Source organism: Streptomyces sp. bgisy130 (assembly GCF_057708345.1).
In genome coordinates this window covers 20,537-37,591 of the sequence record NZ_JBYISA010000032.1, presented here as the reverse complement: position 1 = coordinate 37,591, position 17,055 = coordinate 20,537, and the positions used below count along the sequence as shown (strand labels likewise).

Below are 17,055 nucleotides of genomic sequence, written 5' to 3'. Positions count from 1 at the left end.
TGTACTTCAGCGTCCGGTTCACTGTACTGCGAGGTTTCACCATGACAGCGGTCTTCGCCCTGGCCACCAGCCTTCTCTGGGGGCTCGCCGACTTCGGCGGCGGACTGCTCACCCGACGGCTCCAGGCGCTGACCGTAGTGGTGGTCTCCCAGGCCCTGGCCGCCCTCGCGCTGGGCGCCATCGTGCTGGCCACCGGCAGCTGGCGGGAGGCCGGTCCGCAGCTGTGGTTCGCGGTCGGAGCGGGTGTCGTCGGCCCCGCGGCCATGCTCTGCTTCTACCGCGCGCTGGCGCTCGGCCCGATGGGCGTGGTCTCCCCGCTCGCCTCGTTCGGCACCGTGCTCGTTCCACTCGGCGTCGGGATTTTGGCGGGTGAGCGGCCGGGCCTGGTCCAGGTCGCCGGGATGCTGGTGGCCGTGGTCGGTGTCGTGCTGGCCGGCGGACCGCGGATCAGCGGTGCCTCCGTGGCCGGCCGGACGATCACCCTGACGGTGATCTCGGCGCTCGGCTTCGGCGCGGTGATGGCGCTGATCTCGGAGGCGTCGACGACCGTGACCGGGCTCTTTCTCGCCCTGTTCGTGCAGCGGCTGTGCAATGTCGCCGTCGGCGGCGTCGCGCTCTACGCGTCGGTGCGGCGCGGTACCCCGGCCCTGCCCGAGGGCGGGCTGCCGGCCCTCCGGGACGCGCTGCCCGCACTCGGCTTCGTCGGCATCGCCGATGTCGCCGCGAACGGCACCTACGCCCTCGCCGCCCAGAGCGGACCGGTCACCATGGCGGCGGTGCTCGCCTCCCTCTACCCGGTCGTCACCACACTCGCCGCGCTCGGCATCCTCAAGGAGCGGCTGCGGGCGATCCAGACGGCCGGTGCCTCCCTCGCGCTGGTCGGCTCGGCCCTGCTCGCCTCCGGCGGCTGACCGCGGCCGGGCCGCCTGCGGTCCCCCGCGCCTGACGCCGGGTCAGGACGTCTCGTACGCCTCGCCGGACTCCGCCGCCTGCCACTCCTCCAGCGCGACCAGCTGCTCCGGGGTGACGCCCTCGGGGATCGGCACCGGCGCCGGTGTGCGCAGCGGCGGCTGCCAGCCCTGCCGGGGGTCCCAGCGGCGGACGACCCGGGCGGGCGCACCGGCGACCACCGCGTGATCGGGGACCTCACCACGGACCACCGCACCGGCCGCGACCACCACATTCCGGCCCAGCCGCGCCCCGGGCAGGATCACCGCACCGGTTCCGATCCAGCTGCCGGGACCGATGGCGACCGGGTCGCTGCGCGGCCACTGTTTGCCGACCGGCACCTCGGGGTCGTCATAACTGTGGTTGGTGGTGGTGACATAGACGCCGGGGCCGAAGAAGCAGTCATCGCCGATCGTCAGCCGGACATCGGCGATCACATGGCTTCCGCGGCCCAGCACCACACCGTTTCCCAGCGTGAGGATCGGCTCCGCACCGAGATCGAGGTCCGGCATCATGCCCGCCGTCAGCGTCACGTCCTGGGCGATGATGCAGTGGTCACCGAGCTCGATCCACGGGTCGCCGAAGACCGTGCCCTGCGGGTAGGCGAGCCGGGTGCCGGTGCCGATCCGGCGGAAGCGGTACGGGCCCGGGCGCTCGGCCGTCACGGCCGCGGCCTCGCGCACCCAGCGCGTGCCACGGTGGACGGCGCGCGACACGGCCCGGCGCCGCCAGGCCGCGACAGACGAGAACACGTTCTGGTTTATCGGCACTCGCACACCGTACTCAGCCCGCGGCCGGACGGCCCCGCCGCGGGCTGTGATCTTCGCCCCACCGGCGCCCGGGACCGCCCGGCACCGCGCCCGTCGTCTACGGTGCTGTCGGCGCGGCGCAGAACGACGAGGAGGTCCAGGATGACGGCACGGGCGTTGATTTCACCGGTGGGCGGCAAGGAGCCGAAGATCGATCAGAAGGCGTTCACCGCCCCGACGTCCGTCGTGCTCGGCGAGGTCACGATGGCTCCGGGCAGCAGCGTCTGGTACCAGGCGGTGCTGCGGGCGGACTGTGGCCCGATCGTGCTCGGCGCCGACAGCAACATCCAGGACAACTGCACGGTCCATGTGGATCCCGGCTTCCCGGTGACCGTCGGCGCACGGGTCTCGGTCGGGCACAACGCGGTGCTGCACGGCTGCACCGTCGAGGACGACGTCCTGATCGGCATGGGTGCCACGGTGCTGAACGGCGCGCACATCGGCGCCGGCTCGCTGGTCGCCGCGCAGGCGCTGGTCCCCCAGGGCATGCAGGTCCCGCCCGGTTCGCTGGTCGCCGGGGTCCCGGCGAAGGTAAAGCGGCAGCTGACCGACGAGGAGCGCGAGACCATCAAGCTCAATGCGGTCATGTATCTGGAGTTGGCGGCACAGCACCGGGAAGCGGTCGCGGGCGGCGCCGAGGACTGAGCCGTCTGCGCGGGGTCCGGCCGCCGCGGCGCGGGCCGTGAAACGGTCTGCGCCGCGGCCGGCGGCTTCAGCGCCGGGTGGAGGCGGCGACGGTCAGCGCGGAGGACAGCAGCTCGGCGTCGAACAGGCTGGCGTCCGCGAGGCGGTTGACGTTGGCGTACGCGTTCAGCATCAGCTTTGCGGTCCGCAGCGCCGAGGGGGAACGGCGGACCAGCGGCTTGATCCACTGCGTGACGGCACGGTCGAGCTGCTCCTCCGGGACGACCTTGTGCAGGATGGACAGCTCCTGCGCGGTGGCGGCGTCGAAGTTGTCGGCGGTCAATATCAGCTCACGGATCCTCGCCGCACCCACCTCGTGCAGCAGCCGCGGCATGATCCCGCCCCAGGCCGGCGGCACCCCCAGCCCCAGCTCCGGCAGCCGGAAGCGGCAGGTGTCCGCGCCGACCCGCAGATCACAGAAGACCGCCAGGCCCACACCGGCCCCGACCACCCCGCCGTGCAGCCGCGCGATGGTCACCGCGTCGGTGCTCGCCAGGGCATCGCACACCCGGCGCGCCTTGTTGCCCAGCGTGCGCAGCCCCACGCCACTGGGGTCCTCGGCGAGCAGGGCGGGAAATTCCGCGCGGTCACCGCCCAGACAGAAGTCCTCGCCCGCGCCGGAGAAGACCAGGACCCTGATCCCGGGGTCGTCGTCCAGGGCGCCCAGTACGGTGAGCAGCTCGTCGAGCATCGCACCGCTGAGGGCGTTTCCCGTCTCGGCGCTGTTCAACTGCACCGTGAGGACGGGCCCTTCCTGTGTCACGAGGAGGGACTTGAAGTCGTGGATCATGGATTTCCTTGATTCGTTGTTCCGCTGTGCGGGAGACCCGTGCCGGGGATGTCAGACACGGACGACCGGAAGGGTGATCAGGCGGCGGAAGGCCACCCGGGGCTCCCATACGGGCGGGGCGCTGATCCGCAGCCCCGGCATCCGCTCGAGCAGCCCGGTGAGCAGGCACTCCGCCTCCATACGGGCCAGCGCGTTGCCCAGGCAGAAGTGAATTCCGCCGCCGAAGCTGAGATGGGACGCCCCACGGCGGATGTCGAAGACCTCCGGGGCGGCGTAGTGGTTCGGGTCGTGATGGGCGGCGCCGACCATGAGCTGCACCATCTCGTTCTTGCGGACGGTCACCCCGCCGAGTTCGGTGTCCTCGGGAGCCACCCGGCTGATCATGTGGATCGGGGCGTCGTAGCGGAGCACCTCGTCGACCGCGTCCGGTATCTGCTCGGGGTTGGCCCGCAGCCAGTTCAGCTGGCGGGGGTGCTCCAGGAGCAGCCGGACCGCGCTGGACAGGACATGTGCGGTCGTCTCCAGCGCCGCCAGGACCATGAACAGCGTGAGGGCGTAGACGGCCTCGTCGGCGGCTTCCCGGTCGGGCTCCTGTGCGTCCCAGACGCGCAGCCAGGACGAGACCGGATCATTGCCCGGTTTTCGCCTTCGTTCGCGCACCAAGGCAGTGAAATACTCCCGCAATTGGCGAGTCGATTCATCGGAGAGCGCGAGTTGACTCGGCGTCGGGAACAATTCCTGGGTGTACACCTGGTCATGGGTGAGCGAACGCAGAAGACCGTAGTCGGCGGGCGGAATTTTCAGCCATTCGCCGATGGTGATCACCGGAAGTTCTTCACTGACCAGGGCACAGAAATCGGCCGGGCCGTACGCGAGTTCTTCTTCGAAACGGTCGAGCAGCCGGTCCGTCGTCTGCTCGACCGAACTCTTCATGTCGGCCAGGGATTTACGGTCGAAAACGTTGCCCAACGAGCGCCGCACCCGCGTGTGGTGCGGTGGGTTGAGCATCGGCAGCGTGTCACCCATCTGGCGTGACGCGGAGGCGTTCCAGCGGGTCGCATCGTCCTGGCGGGCCCGCCAGGCACTGTCCGGGACCCGCCAGGATCTACTTCGCAAAAGCTGATGGCAAAGCCCGTACGAGGTCGCCAAGTAGCCACCCCAGGGCGCCTGAACGATATCCCCCATCGCCCTGAGTTTCGTGTACAACGGCAATGAATTCGACTGGCCATCGGCCGTGCGCAGACGGGAGAAAAGCGAAACCACACTGCGTCGGTCAATGGGGGCAGCGGCCAGGGCGGGCTGCAAGGCGACACCTTCTTTCGGAAGATCAATCAGTAAGTCGCCAGCCCTGCATACCCCTGCCGCCGAACGTTCATGCGACGCTCGGACATTCAACCTGTCGTGAACATCACACCCGCCACCAGCTGAGGAATCCGCTCCACCAGCTTCCCTTCTGCGGCTTGTTCTGCTGTCCCCGGTTGCGGGCATCCCCGGGCCCGGCCGCACCGGACTGCGGGCCCCGTCGCTCGCTGCGTACGGGAGTGAAGCGCGCGGGCAGCGCGTTGAGCGCCCGGTGGAACGGGCCGGGCCGCCAGGTCAGCGTCTCGGCCGGCACGCCCAGCTCGATGTCCGGCAGCGTGTTCAGCAGCTTCTCGATCGCCCGTATGGAGATCAGCAGCGCGGGATCCTTCGCCGGGCAGGCATGCGGCCCGGCACCCCAGGCCAGGTGGGCGCGCTTGCTGAACGTCTGCCGGGTCGCGGACAGGCTGGGGTCCCCGTTGGCCGCCGCGAAGCTGACCAGCACCGGGGTTCCGGCTGCCAGCTTGTTCCCGGAGAGTTCCACGTCGTGTACCGGGTAGTGGGTGCCGTAGTTGGCGATCGGCGGGCTGTTCCACAGCACCTCGTTGATGGCGTCCTCGACCAGGAGATCGCCACCGCCACCGGCGAACTGCTCGTCGGACAGCAACAGCCGCAGGGCGTTGGCGATGAGGTTCTGCACCGGCTCGGTGCCCGCCCCGATGAGCAGGGCGAGCTGATGGACCATCTCCTCGTCGGACAGCCGCGAGGAGTGCTGCATCAGCCAGGAGGTGATGTCCTCACCCGGCGTGACGCGCTTCAGGGCCACCAGCTCGAACAGGGCCCCCGCCATGACCTCGTTGGCCCGCTCCGCATCGACCCCGTCGAAGAGATTGGAGATGGCGCTGATCAGCCGGTCGCCGATCTCCGCCGGGCAGCCGAAGAGATCGTTGAAGACCAGCAGCGGCAGCAGCTGCGCATAGTCGCTGATCAGGTCGGCCTTGCCGCGGGCACCGAACTGGTCGGTGAGGTACGCCGCGACGCGGTCGACATGCCTGCTCACCCGGTGCATGTCCAGGCGCCCGAAGCTCTCCGTCACCGCCTGACGCAGCCTCAGATGATCCGCACCGTCCGAGAACATGCAATTCGGCCGGTACATCATCATCGGCAGCACCGGGCTGTCCAGCGGAACCCGCCCCTCGTTCAGCGCGCGCCAGCGGCGGGAATCCCGCGCGAAGGTGTCCGGGTTCTGAAGGACATGGAGTGCCGTGGCGTACTCCGTGACGAGTTCGGCCTCCACTCCGGGAGCCAGCTCGACGGGCGCGGTGGGTCCGTACTGCCGCAGCATGTCGTAGAAAGCGTCCGGCGCGGCGGCGAACTCCGGCCCGTGCAGGGGCGCCCTTTCGCCGCCGGCGTGCGCGGGGCAGCCGGGCGGTGGGCTCTGGAATTCCGAGTGAGATTGCATGCCTGAACTCCTAGTTGAGGCGGGACTGGAGATATCGGACGAGTGCGATCAGTGAATCGGCCGAGGAACGTTGGTCCCGTGCGTCACAACTGACCACAGGCGTCTCGGGAAGCAGGTCCAGAGCCTCCCGGATCTCGTCGAGCGAGTGCGCGGGCGTCCCGTCGAAGCGGTTCACGGCGATGGCGTAGGGGATTCCGTAGTGTTCCACCAGGTCCATGACAGGGAACGACTCGTCGAGCCGCTTGGGGTCGACCAGGACCAGCGCCCCGAGCGCACCTCGCGTCATGTCTTCCCACACCTGAACGAAGCGCTGCTGGCCGGGCGTTCCGAACAGATAGAGGACCAGCTTCTCGCTGAGCGTGAGCCGACCGAAGTCCATGGCGACCGTGGTCGTGGTCTTCTCGGGCGCGCCCTTCGGGTCGTCTATTCCGGCGCCCGCCTGGGTCATTATCTCTTCGGTCCGCAGCGGCGGAATCTCGGACATGGTCCCGATGAATGTCGTCTTCCCCACGGCGAAGTGGCCGACCACGAGGATCTTTGCCGCGGTCTGCACTGAATTGCGCAGGTACACGCCGTCATCCAAAGCGAGCCTGGAGCCCATTCAGCACCTCCTCTAGGATTTGCCGGTCGACAAGCTGAGCGGTAGGTATGGGCGCGCGGGAGAAGAGATATCCCTCGCGCGCCAGATCGGACACCAGAATCTTGACGACGCCCACCGGCAGCCGGGTGTGCCCGGCTATCTCGGCGATCGAGAGGAAACCCCCCGAACACAGCTCCAGCAGGCTGAGCTTCTCCGGATCGAGAGGTTTCGTGCGGGGAGGTTCCGCGTGCACGGTGACCAGGGTGATCAGCGAGAAGTCACTGCCGTCAAGAAGATCGCGGCCGTTGGTGATGACGTACGGCCGTACTAATTCCGCTGCTTCGTGTTCCAGCTCCGGCTCGTCGTCGGTGGTCATGGCTGAATATCAGCCCTCTCACGAGGCGGGCTGGTCAGTGCCTTACCGAGCTGACCCACCAGCTGCTGCATACGGAAGGTGATCTCGGCCATGTCGACATCGGGCGACGCCGAAACCGCGAGATAGGCGCCTTCGCCGGCCGAGATCAGAAAGACCCAGCCGTGGTCGAACTCCACCAGTGTCTGCCGCCATTGCGGCCGGTTCGCAGACACCCCGCCGAGACAGAAGTCGGCGACCGTACGGCTCAGCGACTGCATTCCGCTCATGGCCGCAGCGACGGTATCGGCGTGGTCCCGGCCGACGTCCTTCGAACGGGCCATGAGCAGACCGTCCGCGGAGACGAGGATGGCATGCTGTGCTTCCGGCAATTCCAGAGCACTGTCAAGCATCCACGACAGATCGTAGTTCACTGAACCTCAGGCCCTTCACTGCTTGCATCGGTGGAACGTCGGCCGGACTGCGTGCCGCGCTGGAATGCACCCATGACGGACGCCGCCTTTGCGCTGTCACGGACCGGAGCTTGTGTGCCCTCGGATTCGGTCGGCACAATGGAAATCGCCCCACGGCGGCGCCGCTTCGGCAGACCGCCGGCCGTGGTCTCGGGAACCGGACGGGCATGGGCCGGCTGTCCCAGCGGCGACGGGCCGGGAGCCGGGGGGCCGGCCGGCGGGTATCCGTGCATGGCCGGCGCCGGGGCGCCAGGGGCCGGGTGACCAGGGGCGTTCTCAGGCGGCAACGGAGCGGACGCGGCCACGGCAGGGCTCTCCTCGGGCTCGTGCAGAGACGTCAGTAGATCGTCGGGGAGCAGGACGACCGCGCGCACGCCACCGTAGGGAGAGGTCGAATCCACCGAGACGGTGAAGCCGTAGCGGGCGGCGAGCACACCCATGACCGTGAATCCGAACTGCGGCGGGTTACCGAGGCTGGAGACGCTGGCCGCATTCTCGCTCGACAGCAGCTGAGCGGCCCGTGCCTTCTCCTCCTCGTTCATACCGACACCGGCGTCGTCGACGACGATGCAGACGCCCTTGGGCACCGGCCGGATATTGATCTCGATCATCGTTTCCGGCGCCGAATAGCTGGTGGCGTTGTCCAGCAGTTCGGCAAGCACCAGCGCGACCGGTTCCACCGCACGGCTCACGATGGCGAAATTGCTCTGCGACCGGATCTCGACGCGGGTGAAATGGCGAATACGGCCCTTGGCGCTGCGGACCACATCGTAGAGCGAGGCGTTGTTCCGGCGCCGGCCGAGCCAGCCGTCACAGAGCACGGCGATGGACTGGGCCCGTCGCGCGAACTGCGAGTTCATGTGGTCGATGTCGAGCAGATCCTGAAGGATCTTGTGCTCGCCATAGGTGTCCTGAAGCTTGGAAATCGCCAGCTGCTGTTCGCTCGCCAGGCCCTGGAGGGTCCGCATGGCGGCCTTCAGGGTCGTCTTGGTGGCCTCTTCGGCTCGATCCTTAGCCTCTTCAACGGCCTCCGTGTAGTGATCCTCAAGATTGGCGTAGTGCTGCTTGAGCTCGGCCTTTTCTTTTCGAAGATCCGCGATCTTCATTCTGCCGCGGACAATCGCGGTTGCAGCAACAGGGGTACCAGCGATCAATCCCCAGAACGCTGGATCCTGGAAATATTGCGTCATAGGACTCTCTTCGGACGACGGAGCCACCAGGTGTCGTATGCCTGGCTGCGACGTAGAGAATCGCCCACGGCTCCAGACATACGTGTACGGCCGCGCACAGTCGCCTGCCAGAAAGCCATCGAAGGGCCGGCTAATGGCATAGTTCTCCCCGGGGTGGCGGTTTTCTTAGGCCAATGCGCGGAATTTCTTTCTTGCCTTAGCAGGTGAGTACCCGGTTGGCAAGTGCGATGATCTTAGCATCACAGCAACACCCGCCGTCCAACGGCGATCTGAACAGTTGCAGCATCTGAAGCAGATTCAACAAAGGCCCACTTTGGGTCCATTGGGCGCTGATGCCGGTCCTGCGGCGCAACCGGTCCGCCCGCTTCCTGACGGACCGTTGATGTGCCGGCCCCGACGGCATAGCGATCGCAACGTACAAGAGCGGTCAGCAAAGGTCAGCGATGGGGTGCGTCATGGACATAGGTGATCTTGCCGCCGCGGACCCGTACGACCCGTACGGTCATGTCCCGGTCGGTGCCCCGCAGATAGTGGGCCGTGCAGTGGGTCCGGGCCCCCTTGACGGCCCGCAGGTCCTTCGCGCAGTCGACCGAGCGCGGGCCCCTGGGGATCACCGGAAGCGACAGATGGCCCGAGATCGAGCGGGCGACCTCGTCGCGTGGGACGGTTTCGGACGTCCCGTCCACCTCACTGGTCACATCCCGGTCCGTCAGCCACCGGCTGCCCGCCGTGAAGCTGCCCGCCAGCAGAGCCGTACCGGCCAGCACCAGGCCGACAGCTCGCAGATTCCGCACAGTTCTCCTTCCCCTGGGCACCACACGGACACCGGCCGTGCCCACGTGCCGGGTCACGGCCAATTCTTGCCGGTGGCTCACATACGGCAACAGGAGCCCCCGGCCGTGCGCCCGGCAGACGACGGTGCGTCACACGGACGGTACGGGTCCCTGCATCCGCCGGCTGATCCAGTGCAGGGAGTCGCCCATCCGCCGGATGTAGGTGTGCCCGCTGTGCACACCGTGCGGTATCTCGAAGAGCGTGGAGTGGACCGGTCCGCCGGTGTAGTCCCTGATGAAGCGCTTCACATCGGGCACCGCCGCCTCCTTGCTCCCGAGCTCGAAGGCGAGATAGACCGGCAGGCCCTTGCGCGCGGCCAGCCGCCGGGCCAGATGGCGTGGGTCGTTGGCCCGCATCTCGGCCGGATGCCCCTGCCACAGCGGTGAATCCGGGGCGGTATCAGGGCCGTTGACGACAGCCGCCTTGAACTTCTGCGGTTCCTTGAGGACGGCCTTCAGCGCGGCGAAGCCCCCGGACGAGGAGCCCATGAAGGCCCAGCCGTCACGGCTGTCGTACGTACGGAAGTTGGCCCGCGCGAAGTCCGGCACGTCCTCGGTCAGCCAGGTGCCCATCTTGGGCTGCCCGGGGATGTCGCTGCCGTCGTAGTACGTCCGGCCCGGATTGAGCACCGGCATCACGACGATGAACGGCAGCGTCCTGCCCTGGCGCGACCACTTCGCGATCCGCTCCTCCAGCGCAAAGCCCTCCCCCGCCCAGTAGTTGAACGGAAATCCGTAGGCACCGGGCAGCGCGATCAGCACCGGGAAGCCGCTCCTGGCGTAGCGCGCCTGGTGGTACTCCGGCGGCACCCAGGCCCATATGGCGCCGGTGAAACCGGACTTGCGGCCGTGCCACTTCGTCGTGACGACCCGGGTGCCGCCCCCGGTCGGCCGGAACGCGATGAAGGACGAGCGCGGTCCGCGGGGCGGCACCACCCGGGGCTGTCCGTTGCGGGCGTCCGCGGCACGGGCCGGCGGCTGCGGCACACCGGAGGCGTGGACGGTGGCACGGCCGTCGCCGCAGCCGGCCAACAGCCCCAGGGCCACCACACTCACCGCAACGCGGGCGCGCAGACACTTCATCGGGACGTTCTCCTTGGCTACTCGGGCCGGCCGCGGGCAGTCACGCTGCCACCAACCCACCGGTCGCAGGACCTCACTTCAAGATCGCCGGGGGCGCCCCCGATGCCGCCCCCGGCCACCCTGACCTGGTGGTCCGCGCGCCCGGCTGCACACAACAACACATCAGCACGTCAAGCACACCGGCCGGGTTTCCCTCGTTCGATGAGGCCACGGGTTGTTTACCGGTCGGTCGGTTCTGGCAAGGTGGATTCTCAATTCCGAAGGGCGCGGCGCTGTGCCGTGGTTGGGGATGACCGATGACCGCGAGGGCCGATCGCCGGCCGCTGCCCGGCGTAGTGGGGCGGGCCGTTGAGCATGAGCTGGTTTCCGGGCTGCTGGGTAGCGCCCCGCTCGTGACGCTCACCGGAGCCGCGGGAGTGGGCAAGAGCGTGCTGGCCCGCGCCGTCCTGGAGGAGCACGCCGCCCGGCACGACGGCACGGTCCTCCGCGTCGGCTGCTGGGACGGTCTGCCCGAGGGCGGGCTGACGGAGGCGCTGCTCCGGGCGGCGCGGCCGGCGGACGGCGCCCGCCGGGACACCACGACGGCCCTCGTCCGGCGGGCCGCCCCGTCCTGCGTCGACCAACCGGTGCAGGGCCGGACGGGACCGGCAAAGGCCCCAACAGGGCGCGCTCCGGCGGACGATACGGCGATTGCCGCGCTCGCCGCGCACTGCCGGCGGTATCGCGCGACGGTGCTGCTGGACGACTGCGATCCGCTGCGCGACGAATGCGCCCAGCTCGTACGCCGGTTGCTGTGGGCCGATCCCACGCTGCGCATCGTGGCGACCGCGCGGGGTGCGCTCGGGCTGCCCGAGGAGCGGACCGTCGCGATCGCTCCGCTTCCGGTGACGCTGGGCGAGGGGATCGCCGGGCCGGCCGTCGAGCTGCTGGCCGCACGGGCCGGGGCCGCGACGCCGGAGCTCCTGGTCGCCGTGTGCCAGGCGCTGGAGGGCTCGCCGCTGGCGATCGCGCTGGCCGCGCAGCAGTTGGACCGGATGTCGTTGCCGCAGCTCGCGGCCCAGGTGGGGTCGGACGGTCCGCTGTTCTACTCGGGGCCGGCGGCGACCGTGCGGCACACCTCGCTCTACGCCGCGCAGGCCGCGGGCTACGCCCTCTGCTCGCCCACCGACCGGCGGGTCTGGGCCCGGCTCTCGGTGCTGCCCGGCGATTTCGACCCCTGGCTCGCCGGTTGTGTCTGCACCAGCTGTGACGTTCCTGCGGCCGCGGTCGAGGGCGCGCTGGAACGGCTGCTCACCGCCTCGGTCGTGGAGCGCGTACGGGACGCCGGGGGCACGCAGGAAGACACCGGGGCGGCGCTGCCGCCGCGCTACCGACTCCCCCGCGCCGCACGGGACTTCGGGCGGACACAGCTGCGCGAGGCGGGTGAGGAGGCCGCGGCGCTGCGACGGTTCCGGCAGGCCTGCGCGGCGCTCGCGGCGGAGGCCCAGATCGCCTGGCAGGGCCCCCATCAGCAGGTCGCCGTACGTCTGGTGGAGGACGAACAGGTCAACCTCGATGCGGCGCTGACCCGGCCCCCGCAGGACGCGGAGGATGCGCTCGGTGCGCTGGAGATCGCGGTATCGCTGTGGTTCCACTGGGCGGCCTGCGGCTTCCGCCGCGAGGGGCGGGCGCATCTGGACCGGCTGCTGCTGCTCTCCCGGGACGACACCGCGCTGCGGGCCCGCGCGCTGTGGCTGGCCGGATACCTCGCGGCGCAGGAGCACGCGCTCGGCGCCGCGGAGGCTTTGCTCGACGAGGCGTGGACGGCGGCCGTGATGCATGCGGACTCCGACGGGCTGGCCCGTATCGCGCATGCGCACGGAGTGCTGGCGCTGCACCGGGGGAACACCGCGGCGGCGGTGGCCTGTCTGGAGGAGGCGGCCGCGCACCGTTCCCGGGACCCGTGGTTCGGCCCGGGGCCGGCCCACAGCTGGGCGCTGCTCGCCGTCGCCCTGTCGTCGTTCGATGCGGAGCGGGCCCGGGACGCGGCCCGTCGCGCCTGGGAGAGCCGGCACTCGGACGGCGACTTCTGGCTGTACTCGACGGTCCTCTACGCCTGTGCGGCGACCGAGCGCGCCCATGGGGAGCCGGCGGCGGCGCTGCGGGCCTGCCGCGCGGCGCTGGCGGCCAAAAAGCTCATCGGTGACCCGCTGTTCATCGCCGGGGCCCGCGATCTGCTGTCCGGTCTGCGGCGTGAGGTGCGCGACGGGGAGCCGCCGCCGGACCCTGACGAGGAGGCCCCGTGGTGGCGGCCCGGCGGGCCGGACGTACCGCCGCAGCCGTTCTTCTCGCGGTTGCGGACGGGGCCATGAAGGCCGGGGAGCCCGGGGTCGCCTCGAAGGCGGACACGGTGTGTGACGGGCCGGTCGCGCTCGGGATGCGGGGGCGGCGTGACGGTCGCATGCTGGGGCGTATGAAGCGTGCCCCCGTGATCGTGCATCCGCCCTGCACAGGCGGTCGCCGTGTGACCCTCTACGGACAGGACCTGGGACGCGCGCTGCGCCCTGGTGACGTGGCCGCGATCCTGCGTCGGGCCGGTTTCGGTGCCGGCGCATTCGTCTGGGACGACACCGGCGTCTTCGAATGGCGCGACGGCGGACCGGACGTCTGGCTGATGCCCTGACGCGATGCCCGTCCCTCACCGGGAGGAACGAGCGTCGCCTGTAGGTGTGTTGCCGTACTCGGGCTTCAACTACCGGTGTGCAACCCGCAGTTGTGCCCCGCGGGCCGAGTCACGGCCCGCGCGGTCAGTCGACCGTCGCCGCGACCGGGCTCTCCGCCGCCTCGCGGGCGGCGGCCGCCTTCTTCGCCCGGTGCTTCATCAGGAGGAAGGAGCCGAGGCCGAACAGCAGGGCGGCGACCAGTCCGAGCCAGGAGAAGCGCTTGAGCCACTCCTCGGCGACGACGCCCACGCTGTAGATCAGCGCGGTCGTACCGCCGGCCCAGACGATGCCGCCGAGGACGTTGGCGATCAGGAACTTCCAGTACGGCATCTTGAGGACGCCGGCGAGCGGGCCGGCGAAGATGCGCAGCAGCGCGATGAAACGGCCGAAGAAGACCGCCCACATACCCCACTTGTCGAACTTCGCCTCGGCCATCGCGACATGGTCGGGGCCGAAGTGCTTGGGGAACTTGCGGCCGGCCCAGTGCAACAGGGGCTGCCCCCCCTTGCGTCCGATCAGATACCCGATGGAGTCACCGATGATCGCGCCAGCGGTCGCACAGGCGCCCAGTACGAACGGATTGATGTGGTCCTGGGTCGCCGCGAGGATCGCCGCGCTGACGAGGACGATCTCGCCGGGCAGCGGGATGCCCAGGCTCTCCAGGCCGATGACCACCCCCACCAGGAGGTAGACGCTCACGGCCGGTACCGACTCGAGCCACTCCTGGATGTGCAACGCCGATTCCTCCGCTGGTGTAGGGCCCCGTGGGCCGTGGCCCGACGTCCGTGACACCGTGCCGATCAGTCCCCTGGCGCACCGCAGCGCGCCCCGGGAAGCGTACTCGATCGGGCCGCCCGGGAGCCGAATCCACGTGCGCTACGCAACATCTGGCGCCCGGACACCACGACGGCCCGCCGAGCGGTGCACGGCGGGCCGCGAGAGCCTCATGAGAGGCGGCTCACTTATTGGGGCGCAGGGTCCACACGATGCTCATCTCGCCGGTCACCGCGCCGTCCTCGCGGGTGATGGCGATGTTCACCGGGAATTCCGGGCGCTCGCCGGCGTCGAGCTCGGCGACGATCTCGGCGACCGGCCGGCCGAGCTCCGCGGTGGCGGTGACGGGCCCCATGGCGAGCTTCTTGTAGCCGATCTCGGCGCGCACCGCCAGCGGCACCGCGCGGCCGAGCTGGTCACCGAAGGCCGCCATCACGATGGCGCCGCTCGCCGACTCGGCGAGGGTGAACATCGCGCCGGCGTGCGGACCGCCGACGTGGTTGTGGAAGTCGGGCTGGTCGGGCATGCGGACCACGGCGCGCTCGGCGGTGGTCTCGGTGAACTCGAGGTTCAGGGTGCGGGCCATCGGCACGGATGCCGCCATCATTTCGCCGATCGACGGCAGGGTCTCGGAGGACATGAGGTCATGTTACCTAGCGGTAGCTTAGGTGTGAAGAGCCGGCCGCTTCACCGGGCGGCTCTTCGCCGGCCCCCGCGGGCAATAACCCGGTGCTGCCCGTGCCCCGCCCGCCTTATCGTTGACGCCCATGTGGCCAGGACAGCAGCACAGCGGAGACGGACGGGTGAGGTGCCCGGCGCACCCCGGGCACCGACCGGACACCCCGGGCCGTGAGCGGTCCGCCGCCGCACCCTCCCGGCGGTTTTGGTGAAGGCCGTCCCCCCATGGGCGGGACGTAACTATCTGCTGCTCACCGGCGCCACGGTGATCGCCAACCTCGGCAGCTCCGGCGCGCTGATCGCGACCGCCTTCGCGGTGCTCGCCGCAGGCGGTTCCGCCACGGATGTCGGTCTGGTCGCCGCCGCGCGGACGGTCCCGCTGATCTTCTTCCTGCTGATCGGCGGCGCGGTCGCCGACCGGCTCCCCCGGCATCGCGTCATGGTCGCCGCGAACGCCCTCAGCTGTATCTCCCAGGGGCTGTTCGCGCTGCTCGTACTGGCCGGGGAGCCGCAGCTGTGGCAGATGGCGCTGCTGGCCGCGCTCGGCGGTACGGGGCAGGCGTTCTTCGCGCCGGCCTCCGAGGGCATGGTCCTCGCCAGCGTCTCCGGCGACCAGGCGGGACGCGCCTTCGCCGTGTACCGCATGGGCATGAACGGCGCGAACATCGGCGGCGCGGCACTGGGCGGCGCGCTGGTCGCCGCGGTCGGGCCCGGCTGGGTGCTGGCCGTCGACTCCGCCGCCTTCGCCCTCGCGGCGGCGCTGCGCGCCTTCCTCGACGTCAGCGGGGTCCCCGAGCGGGCCCCCGGCGGCGGGATGCTGCACGATCTGCGGGACGGCTGGCGCGAGGTCGTCTCCCGGCCCTGGCTGTGGGCGGTGGTGGTGCAGTTCTCCCTCGTCAATGCGGTGGTGTCGGCCGCCGAGGCGGTCTACGGGCCCCTGGTCGCCGAGCAGCATCTGGGCGGCCCCGGCCCCTGGGGGCTGGCGCTGGCCGCGTTCGGTGCGGGCACCGTGGGCGGCGCCCTGCTGATGGCCCGGGTGAGACCCCGCCGCATGCTGCTGACCGGTGCACTGTGTGTCTTCCCGCTCGCCCTCCCGTCCGCCGCGCTCGCCGTCCCGCTGCCCGCGGCCGGACTCACCGCGGTCATGTTCGGCACCGGCATCGCGATCGAGGTCTTCGCGGTGACGTGGATGACGGCGCTGCATCAGGAGATCCCCGAGGAGAAGTTCTCCCGGGTCTCGTCCTATGACTGGCTCGGGTCGCTGGCCATGGTCCCGTTGGCCACCGCGCTGGCGGGCCCCGTGCAGGACGCCATCGGCCGGAGCGCCGCACTGTGGGGCTGTTCGGCGGTGATCGTGCTGCTGACGGCGGCGGTGCTGTGCGTGCCGGACATCCGGCGGCTGGCTCGGCGTACGACGGCGGAGCCGGCCGCCGGGGTGCCGGCCGCCCGCGCGGCCGGGGCGACGGAACCCGACACGGCGGCGGCGGAGTAGCCGGTCGCGGCGGCGCCGGGCCGGAGCGAGCCGGGGTGGGCCGGGGTGGGTCAGCCCACGCTGAACGCGCCCTCCGGCGGCACCGGGGAGGCCACCGCCTCGGCATCGCCTACGGGTACCGCGTCCGCGATCAGCCGCCGCAGCGCCGTGCCGTGTTCGACCCGGGCCGGAAAGGCGTCGCCGGCCGTCCGCCGGGCCAGGGCGGCGACGGGGAGCGGCGCGCGCGAGGCGAGCAGCACGGCGTTGCCGAAGCGGCGGCCGCGCAGCACCGAGGGCTCGGCGATCAGTGCCAGATGCTCGAAGACCGTGGCGAAATTGGCGAGTTGGCCGCGCAGAAAGCCGAACGGCGCACTGTCCGCGAGGTTCGCCGCATAGCAGCCGTCCGGCCGCAGCACCCGCGCGGCAGCCCGTGCGTACTCGACCGAGGTGAGCTGGGCCGGCACCCGCGACCCGCCGAAGACATCGGCCACGATGACATCGGCGCTGTGCTCCGGCGCGGCCTCCAGCGCCGTCCGGGCGTCCTCGGCATGCACGGTGATCCCGCTGTCGCCGGGCAGCGGCAGATGCTCCGTGACCAGGGCGAGCAGCCCGCGGTCGGCTTCGACGACGTCCTGCCGGGAGTGCGGACGGGTGGCGACGAGGTAGCGCGGCAGGGTCAGCGCCCCGCCCCCCAGATGCAGCACGTCGAGCGGCCGCCCCGGGAAGGCGACCTCGTCCAGGACGTATGCCAGCCGGCGCACATACTCGAATTCCAGATGGGCGGGCGCGTCGAGGTCCACGTACGACTGCGGTGCGCCGTCCACGGTCAGCAGCCAGGCGCGGGGCCGGTCGACGTCCGGCAGCAGCTTGGCGGTGCCGCAGTCCACGGTCCGGGTGACGGGTATCGGCTCGGGTGCTTCGTCCACC

At 70.3% G+C, this 17,055-nt stretch carries 18 protein-coding genes; 5 read left to right on the top strand and 13 right to left on the bottom strand.

The features are described from left to right. Window positions 1–41 precede the first annotated feature (41 nt). Entirely contained in the window at window positions 42–911 is an 870-nt protein-coding gene (locus AC3EUV_RS29885) for an EamA family transporter (RefSeq protein WP_435604279.1), read from the top strand. 42 nt (window positions 912–953) lie between these two features. On the opposite strand, the gene AC3EUV_RS29880 is transcribed toward AC3EUV_RS29885, so the two are convergent. Further along, a complete protein-coding gene (locus tag AC3EUV_RS29880) occupies window positions 954–1,718 on the bottom strand; it encodes an acyltransferase (protein ID WP_432144558.1) in 765 nt (254 codons plus the stop codon). A 141-nt stretch (window positions 1,719–1,859) separates the two neighbouring features. Between AC3EUV_RS29880 and AC3EUV_RS29875 the strand changes: the two genes are divergently transcribed. Then, entirely contained in the window at window positions 1,860–2,402 is a 543-nt protein-coding gene (locus tag AC3EUV_RS29875; protein ID WP_432144557.1) for a gamma carbonic anhydrase family protein, read from the top strand. Between the two features lie 67 nt (window positions 2,403–2,469). Here the strand turns inward: AC3EUV_RS29875 and AC3EUV_RS29870 are convergent, their stop codons facing one another. The 9 genes from AC3EUV_RS29870 to AC3EUV_RS29830 form a co-directional block, all read right to left on the bottom strand. After that, window positions 2,470–3,231, bottom strand: coding sequence for an enoyl-CoA hydratase/isomerase family protein (locus AC3EUV_RS29870; protein ID WP_432144556.1), 762 nt, complete (start codon window positions 3,229–3,231; stop codon window positions 2,470–2,472). Window positions 3,232–3,282: 51 nt separating this feature from the next. Then, window positions 3,283–4,416 (bottom strand): cytochrome P450, encoded by a 1,134-nt coding sequence (locus AC3EUV_RS29865; protein WP_432144555.1) that lies wholly within the window; start codon window positions 4,414–4,416, stop codon window positions 3,283–3,285. A gap of 223 nt (window positions 4,417–4,639) precedes the next feature. Further along, window positions 4,640–5,992, bottom strand: coding sequence for a cytochrome P450 (locus AC3EUV_RS29860; protein ID WP_432144554.1), 1,353 nt, complete (start codon window positions 5,990–5,992; stop codon window positions 4,640–4,642). A gap of 10 nt (window positions 5,993–6,002) precedes the next feature. Beyond that, a complete protein-coding gene (locus AC3EUV_RS29855) occupies window positions 6,003–6,593 on the bottom strand; it encodes a GTP-binding protein (protein WP_387240774.1) in 591 nt (196 codons plus the stop codon). Continuing rightward, window positions 6,568–6,948 carry a DUF742 domain-containing protein gene (locus AC3EUV_RS29850; RefSeq protein ID WP_327223260.1) on the bottom strand — a complete coding sequence of 127 codons (381 nt, stop codon included), beginning with the start codon at window positions 6,946–6,948 and terminating at the stop codon, window positions 6,568–6,570. Before AC3EUV_RS29850 ends, AC3EUV_RS29855 begins: the two co-directional genes overlap by 26 nt. Next, window positions 6,945–7,358: a roadblock/LC7 domain-containing protein gene (locus AC3EUV_RS29845; RefSeq protein WP_432144553.1), complete on the bottom strand. Its 414-nt coding sequence runs from the start codon at window positions 7,356–7,358 to the stop codon at window positions 6,945–6,947. Before AC3EUV_RS29845 ends, AC3EUV_RS29850 begins: the two co-directional genes overlap by 4 nt. Continuing rightward, on the bottom strand, window positions 7,355–8,587 hold the full coding sequence (locus AC3EUV_RS29840) for an ATP-binding protein (protein WP_432144552.1): 1,233 nt from the start codon (window positions 8,585–8,587) through the stop codon (window positions 7,355–7,357). The genes AC3EUV_RS29845 and AC3EUV_RS29840 overlap by 4 nt, the downstream gene beginning before the upstream one ends. A gap of 437 nt (window positions 8,588–9,024) precedes the next feature. Continuing rightward, the gene (locus AC3EUV_RS29835; protein WP_432144551.1) at window positions 9,025–9,381 is read right to left on the bottom strand and encodes a DUF4333 domain-containing protein; all 357 of its coding nucleotides are present in this window, start codon (window positions 9,379–9,381) and stop codon (window positions 9,025–9,027) included. A gap of 129 nt (window positions 9,382–9,510) precedes the next feature. Further along, window positions 9,511–10,503 carry an alpha/beta hydrolase gene (locus AC3EUV_RS29830; RefSeq protein WP_435604278.1) on the bottom strand — a complete coding sequence of 331 codons (993 nt, stop codon included), beginning with the start codon at window positions 10,501–10,503 and terminating at the stop codon, window positions 9,511–9,513. Window positions 10,504–10,799: 296 nt separating this feature from the next. Between AC3EUV_RS29830 and AC3EUV_RS29825 the strand changes: the two genes are divergently transcribed. Together AC3EUV_RS29825 and AC3EUV_RS29820 are read left to right on the top strand one after the other, a co-directional pair. Beyond that, window positions 10,800–12,854, top strand: coding sequence for an ATP-binding protein (locus AC3EUV_RS29825; protein ID WP_435604277.1), 2,055 nt, complete (start codon window positions 10,800–10,802; stop codon window positions 12,852–12,854). 101 nt (window positions 12,855–12,955) lie between these two features. After that, window positions 12,956–13,165: a hypothetical protein gene (locus AC3EUV_RS29820; protein WP_432144548.1), complete on the top strand. Its 210-nt coding sequence runs from the start codon at window positions 12,956–12,958 to the stop codon at window positions 13,163–13,165. A gap of 124 nt (window positions 13,166–13,289) precedes the next feature. On the opposite strand, the gene AC3EUV_RS29815 is transcribed toward AC3EUV_RS29820, so the two are convergent. After that, window positions 13,290–13,940 carry a DedA family protein gene (locus AC3EUV_RS29815; protein ID WP_432144547.1) on the bottom strand — a complete coding sequence of 217 codons (651 nt, stop codon included), beginning with the start codon at window positions 13,938–13,940 and terminating at the stop codon, window positions 13,290–13,292. Between the two features lie 223 nt (window positions 13,941–14,163). Beyond that, the gene (locus tag AC3EUV_RS29810; RefSeq protein WP_432144546.1) at window positions 14,164–14,619 is read right to left on the bottom strand and encodes a DUF4442 domain-containing protein; all 456 of its coding nucleotides are present in this window, start codon (window positions 14,617–14,619) and stop codon (window positions 14,164–14,166) included. 246 nt (window positions 14,620–14,865) lie between these two features. Here AC3EUV_RS29810 and AC3EUV_RS29805 point away from each other — a divergent pair, with 246 nt between their 5' ends. Then, window positions 14,866–16,149: an MFS transporter gene (locus AC3EUV_RS29805; RefSeq protein WP_435604276.1), complete on the top strand. Its 1,284-nt coding sequence runs from the start codon at window positions 14,866–14,868 to the stop codon at window positions 16,147–16,149. 50 nt (window positions 16,150–16,199) lie between these two features. Here AC3EUV_RS29805 and AC3EUV_RS29800 read toward each other — a convergent pair whose 3' ends face one another. Further along, window positions 16,200–17,054 (bottom strand): spermidine synthase, encoded by an 855-nt coding sequence (locus AC3EUV_RS29800; RefSeq protein WP_432144545.1) that lies wholly within the window; start codon window positions 17,052–17,054, stop codon window positions 16,200–16,202. Window position 17,055: the final 1 nt, after the last annotated feature.

Coding starts and splice junctions, on each gene's coding strand:
- AC3EUV_RS29885 (WP_435604279.1), top strand. CDS start 42: ATGACAGCGGTCTTCGCCCTGGCCACCAGCCTTCTCTGGGGGCTCGCC.
- AC3EUV_RS29875 (WP_432144557.1), top strand. CDS start 1,860: ATGACGGCACGGGCGTTGATTTCACCGGTGGGCGGCAAGGAGCCGAAG.
- AC3EUV_RS29870 (WP_432144556.1), bottom strand. CDS start 3,231: ATGATCCACGACTTCAAGTCCCTCCTCGTGACACAGGAAGGGCCCGTC.
- AC3EUV_RS29865 (WP_432144555.1), bottom strand. CDS start 4,416: ATGGGGGATATCGTTCAGGCGCCCTGGGGTGGCTACTTGGCGACCTCG.
- AC3EUV_RS29860 (WP_432144554.1), bottom strand. CDS start 5,992: ATGCAATCTCACTCGGAATTCCAGAGCCCACCGCCCGGCTGCCCCGCG.
- AC3EUV_RS29855 (WP_387240774.1), bottom strand. CDS start 6,593: ATGGGCTCCAGGCTCGCTTTGGATGACGGCGTGTACCTGCGCAATTCA.
- AC3EUV_RS29850 (WP_327223260.1), bottom strand. CDS start 6,948: ATGACCACCGACGACGAGCCGGAGCTGGAACACGAAGCAGCGGAATTA.
- AC3EUV_RS29840 (WP_432144552.1), bottom strand. CDS start 8,587: ATGACGCAATATTTCCAGGATCCAGCGTTCTGGGGATTGATCGCTGGT.
- AC3EUV_RS29830 (WP_435604278.1), bottom strand. CDS start 10,503: ATGAAGTGTCTGCGCGCCCGCGTTGCGGTGAGTGTGGTGGCCCTGGGG.
- AC3EUV_RS29825 (WP_435604277.1), top strand. CDS start 10,800: ATGACCGCGAGGGCCGATCGCCGGCCGCTGCCCGGCGTAGTGGGGCGG.
- AC3EUV_RS29820 (WP_432144548.1), top strand. CDS start 12,956: ATGAAGCGTGCCCCCGTGATCGTGCATCCGCCCTGCACAGGCGGTCGC.
- AC3EUV_RS29810 (WP_432144546.1), bottom strand. CDS start 14,619: ATGTCCTCCGAGACCCTGCCGTCGATCGGCGAAATGATGGCGGCATCC.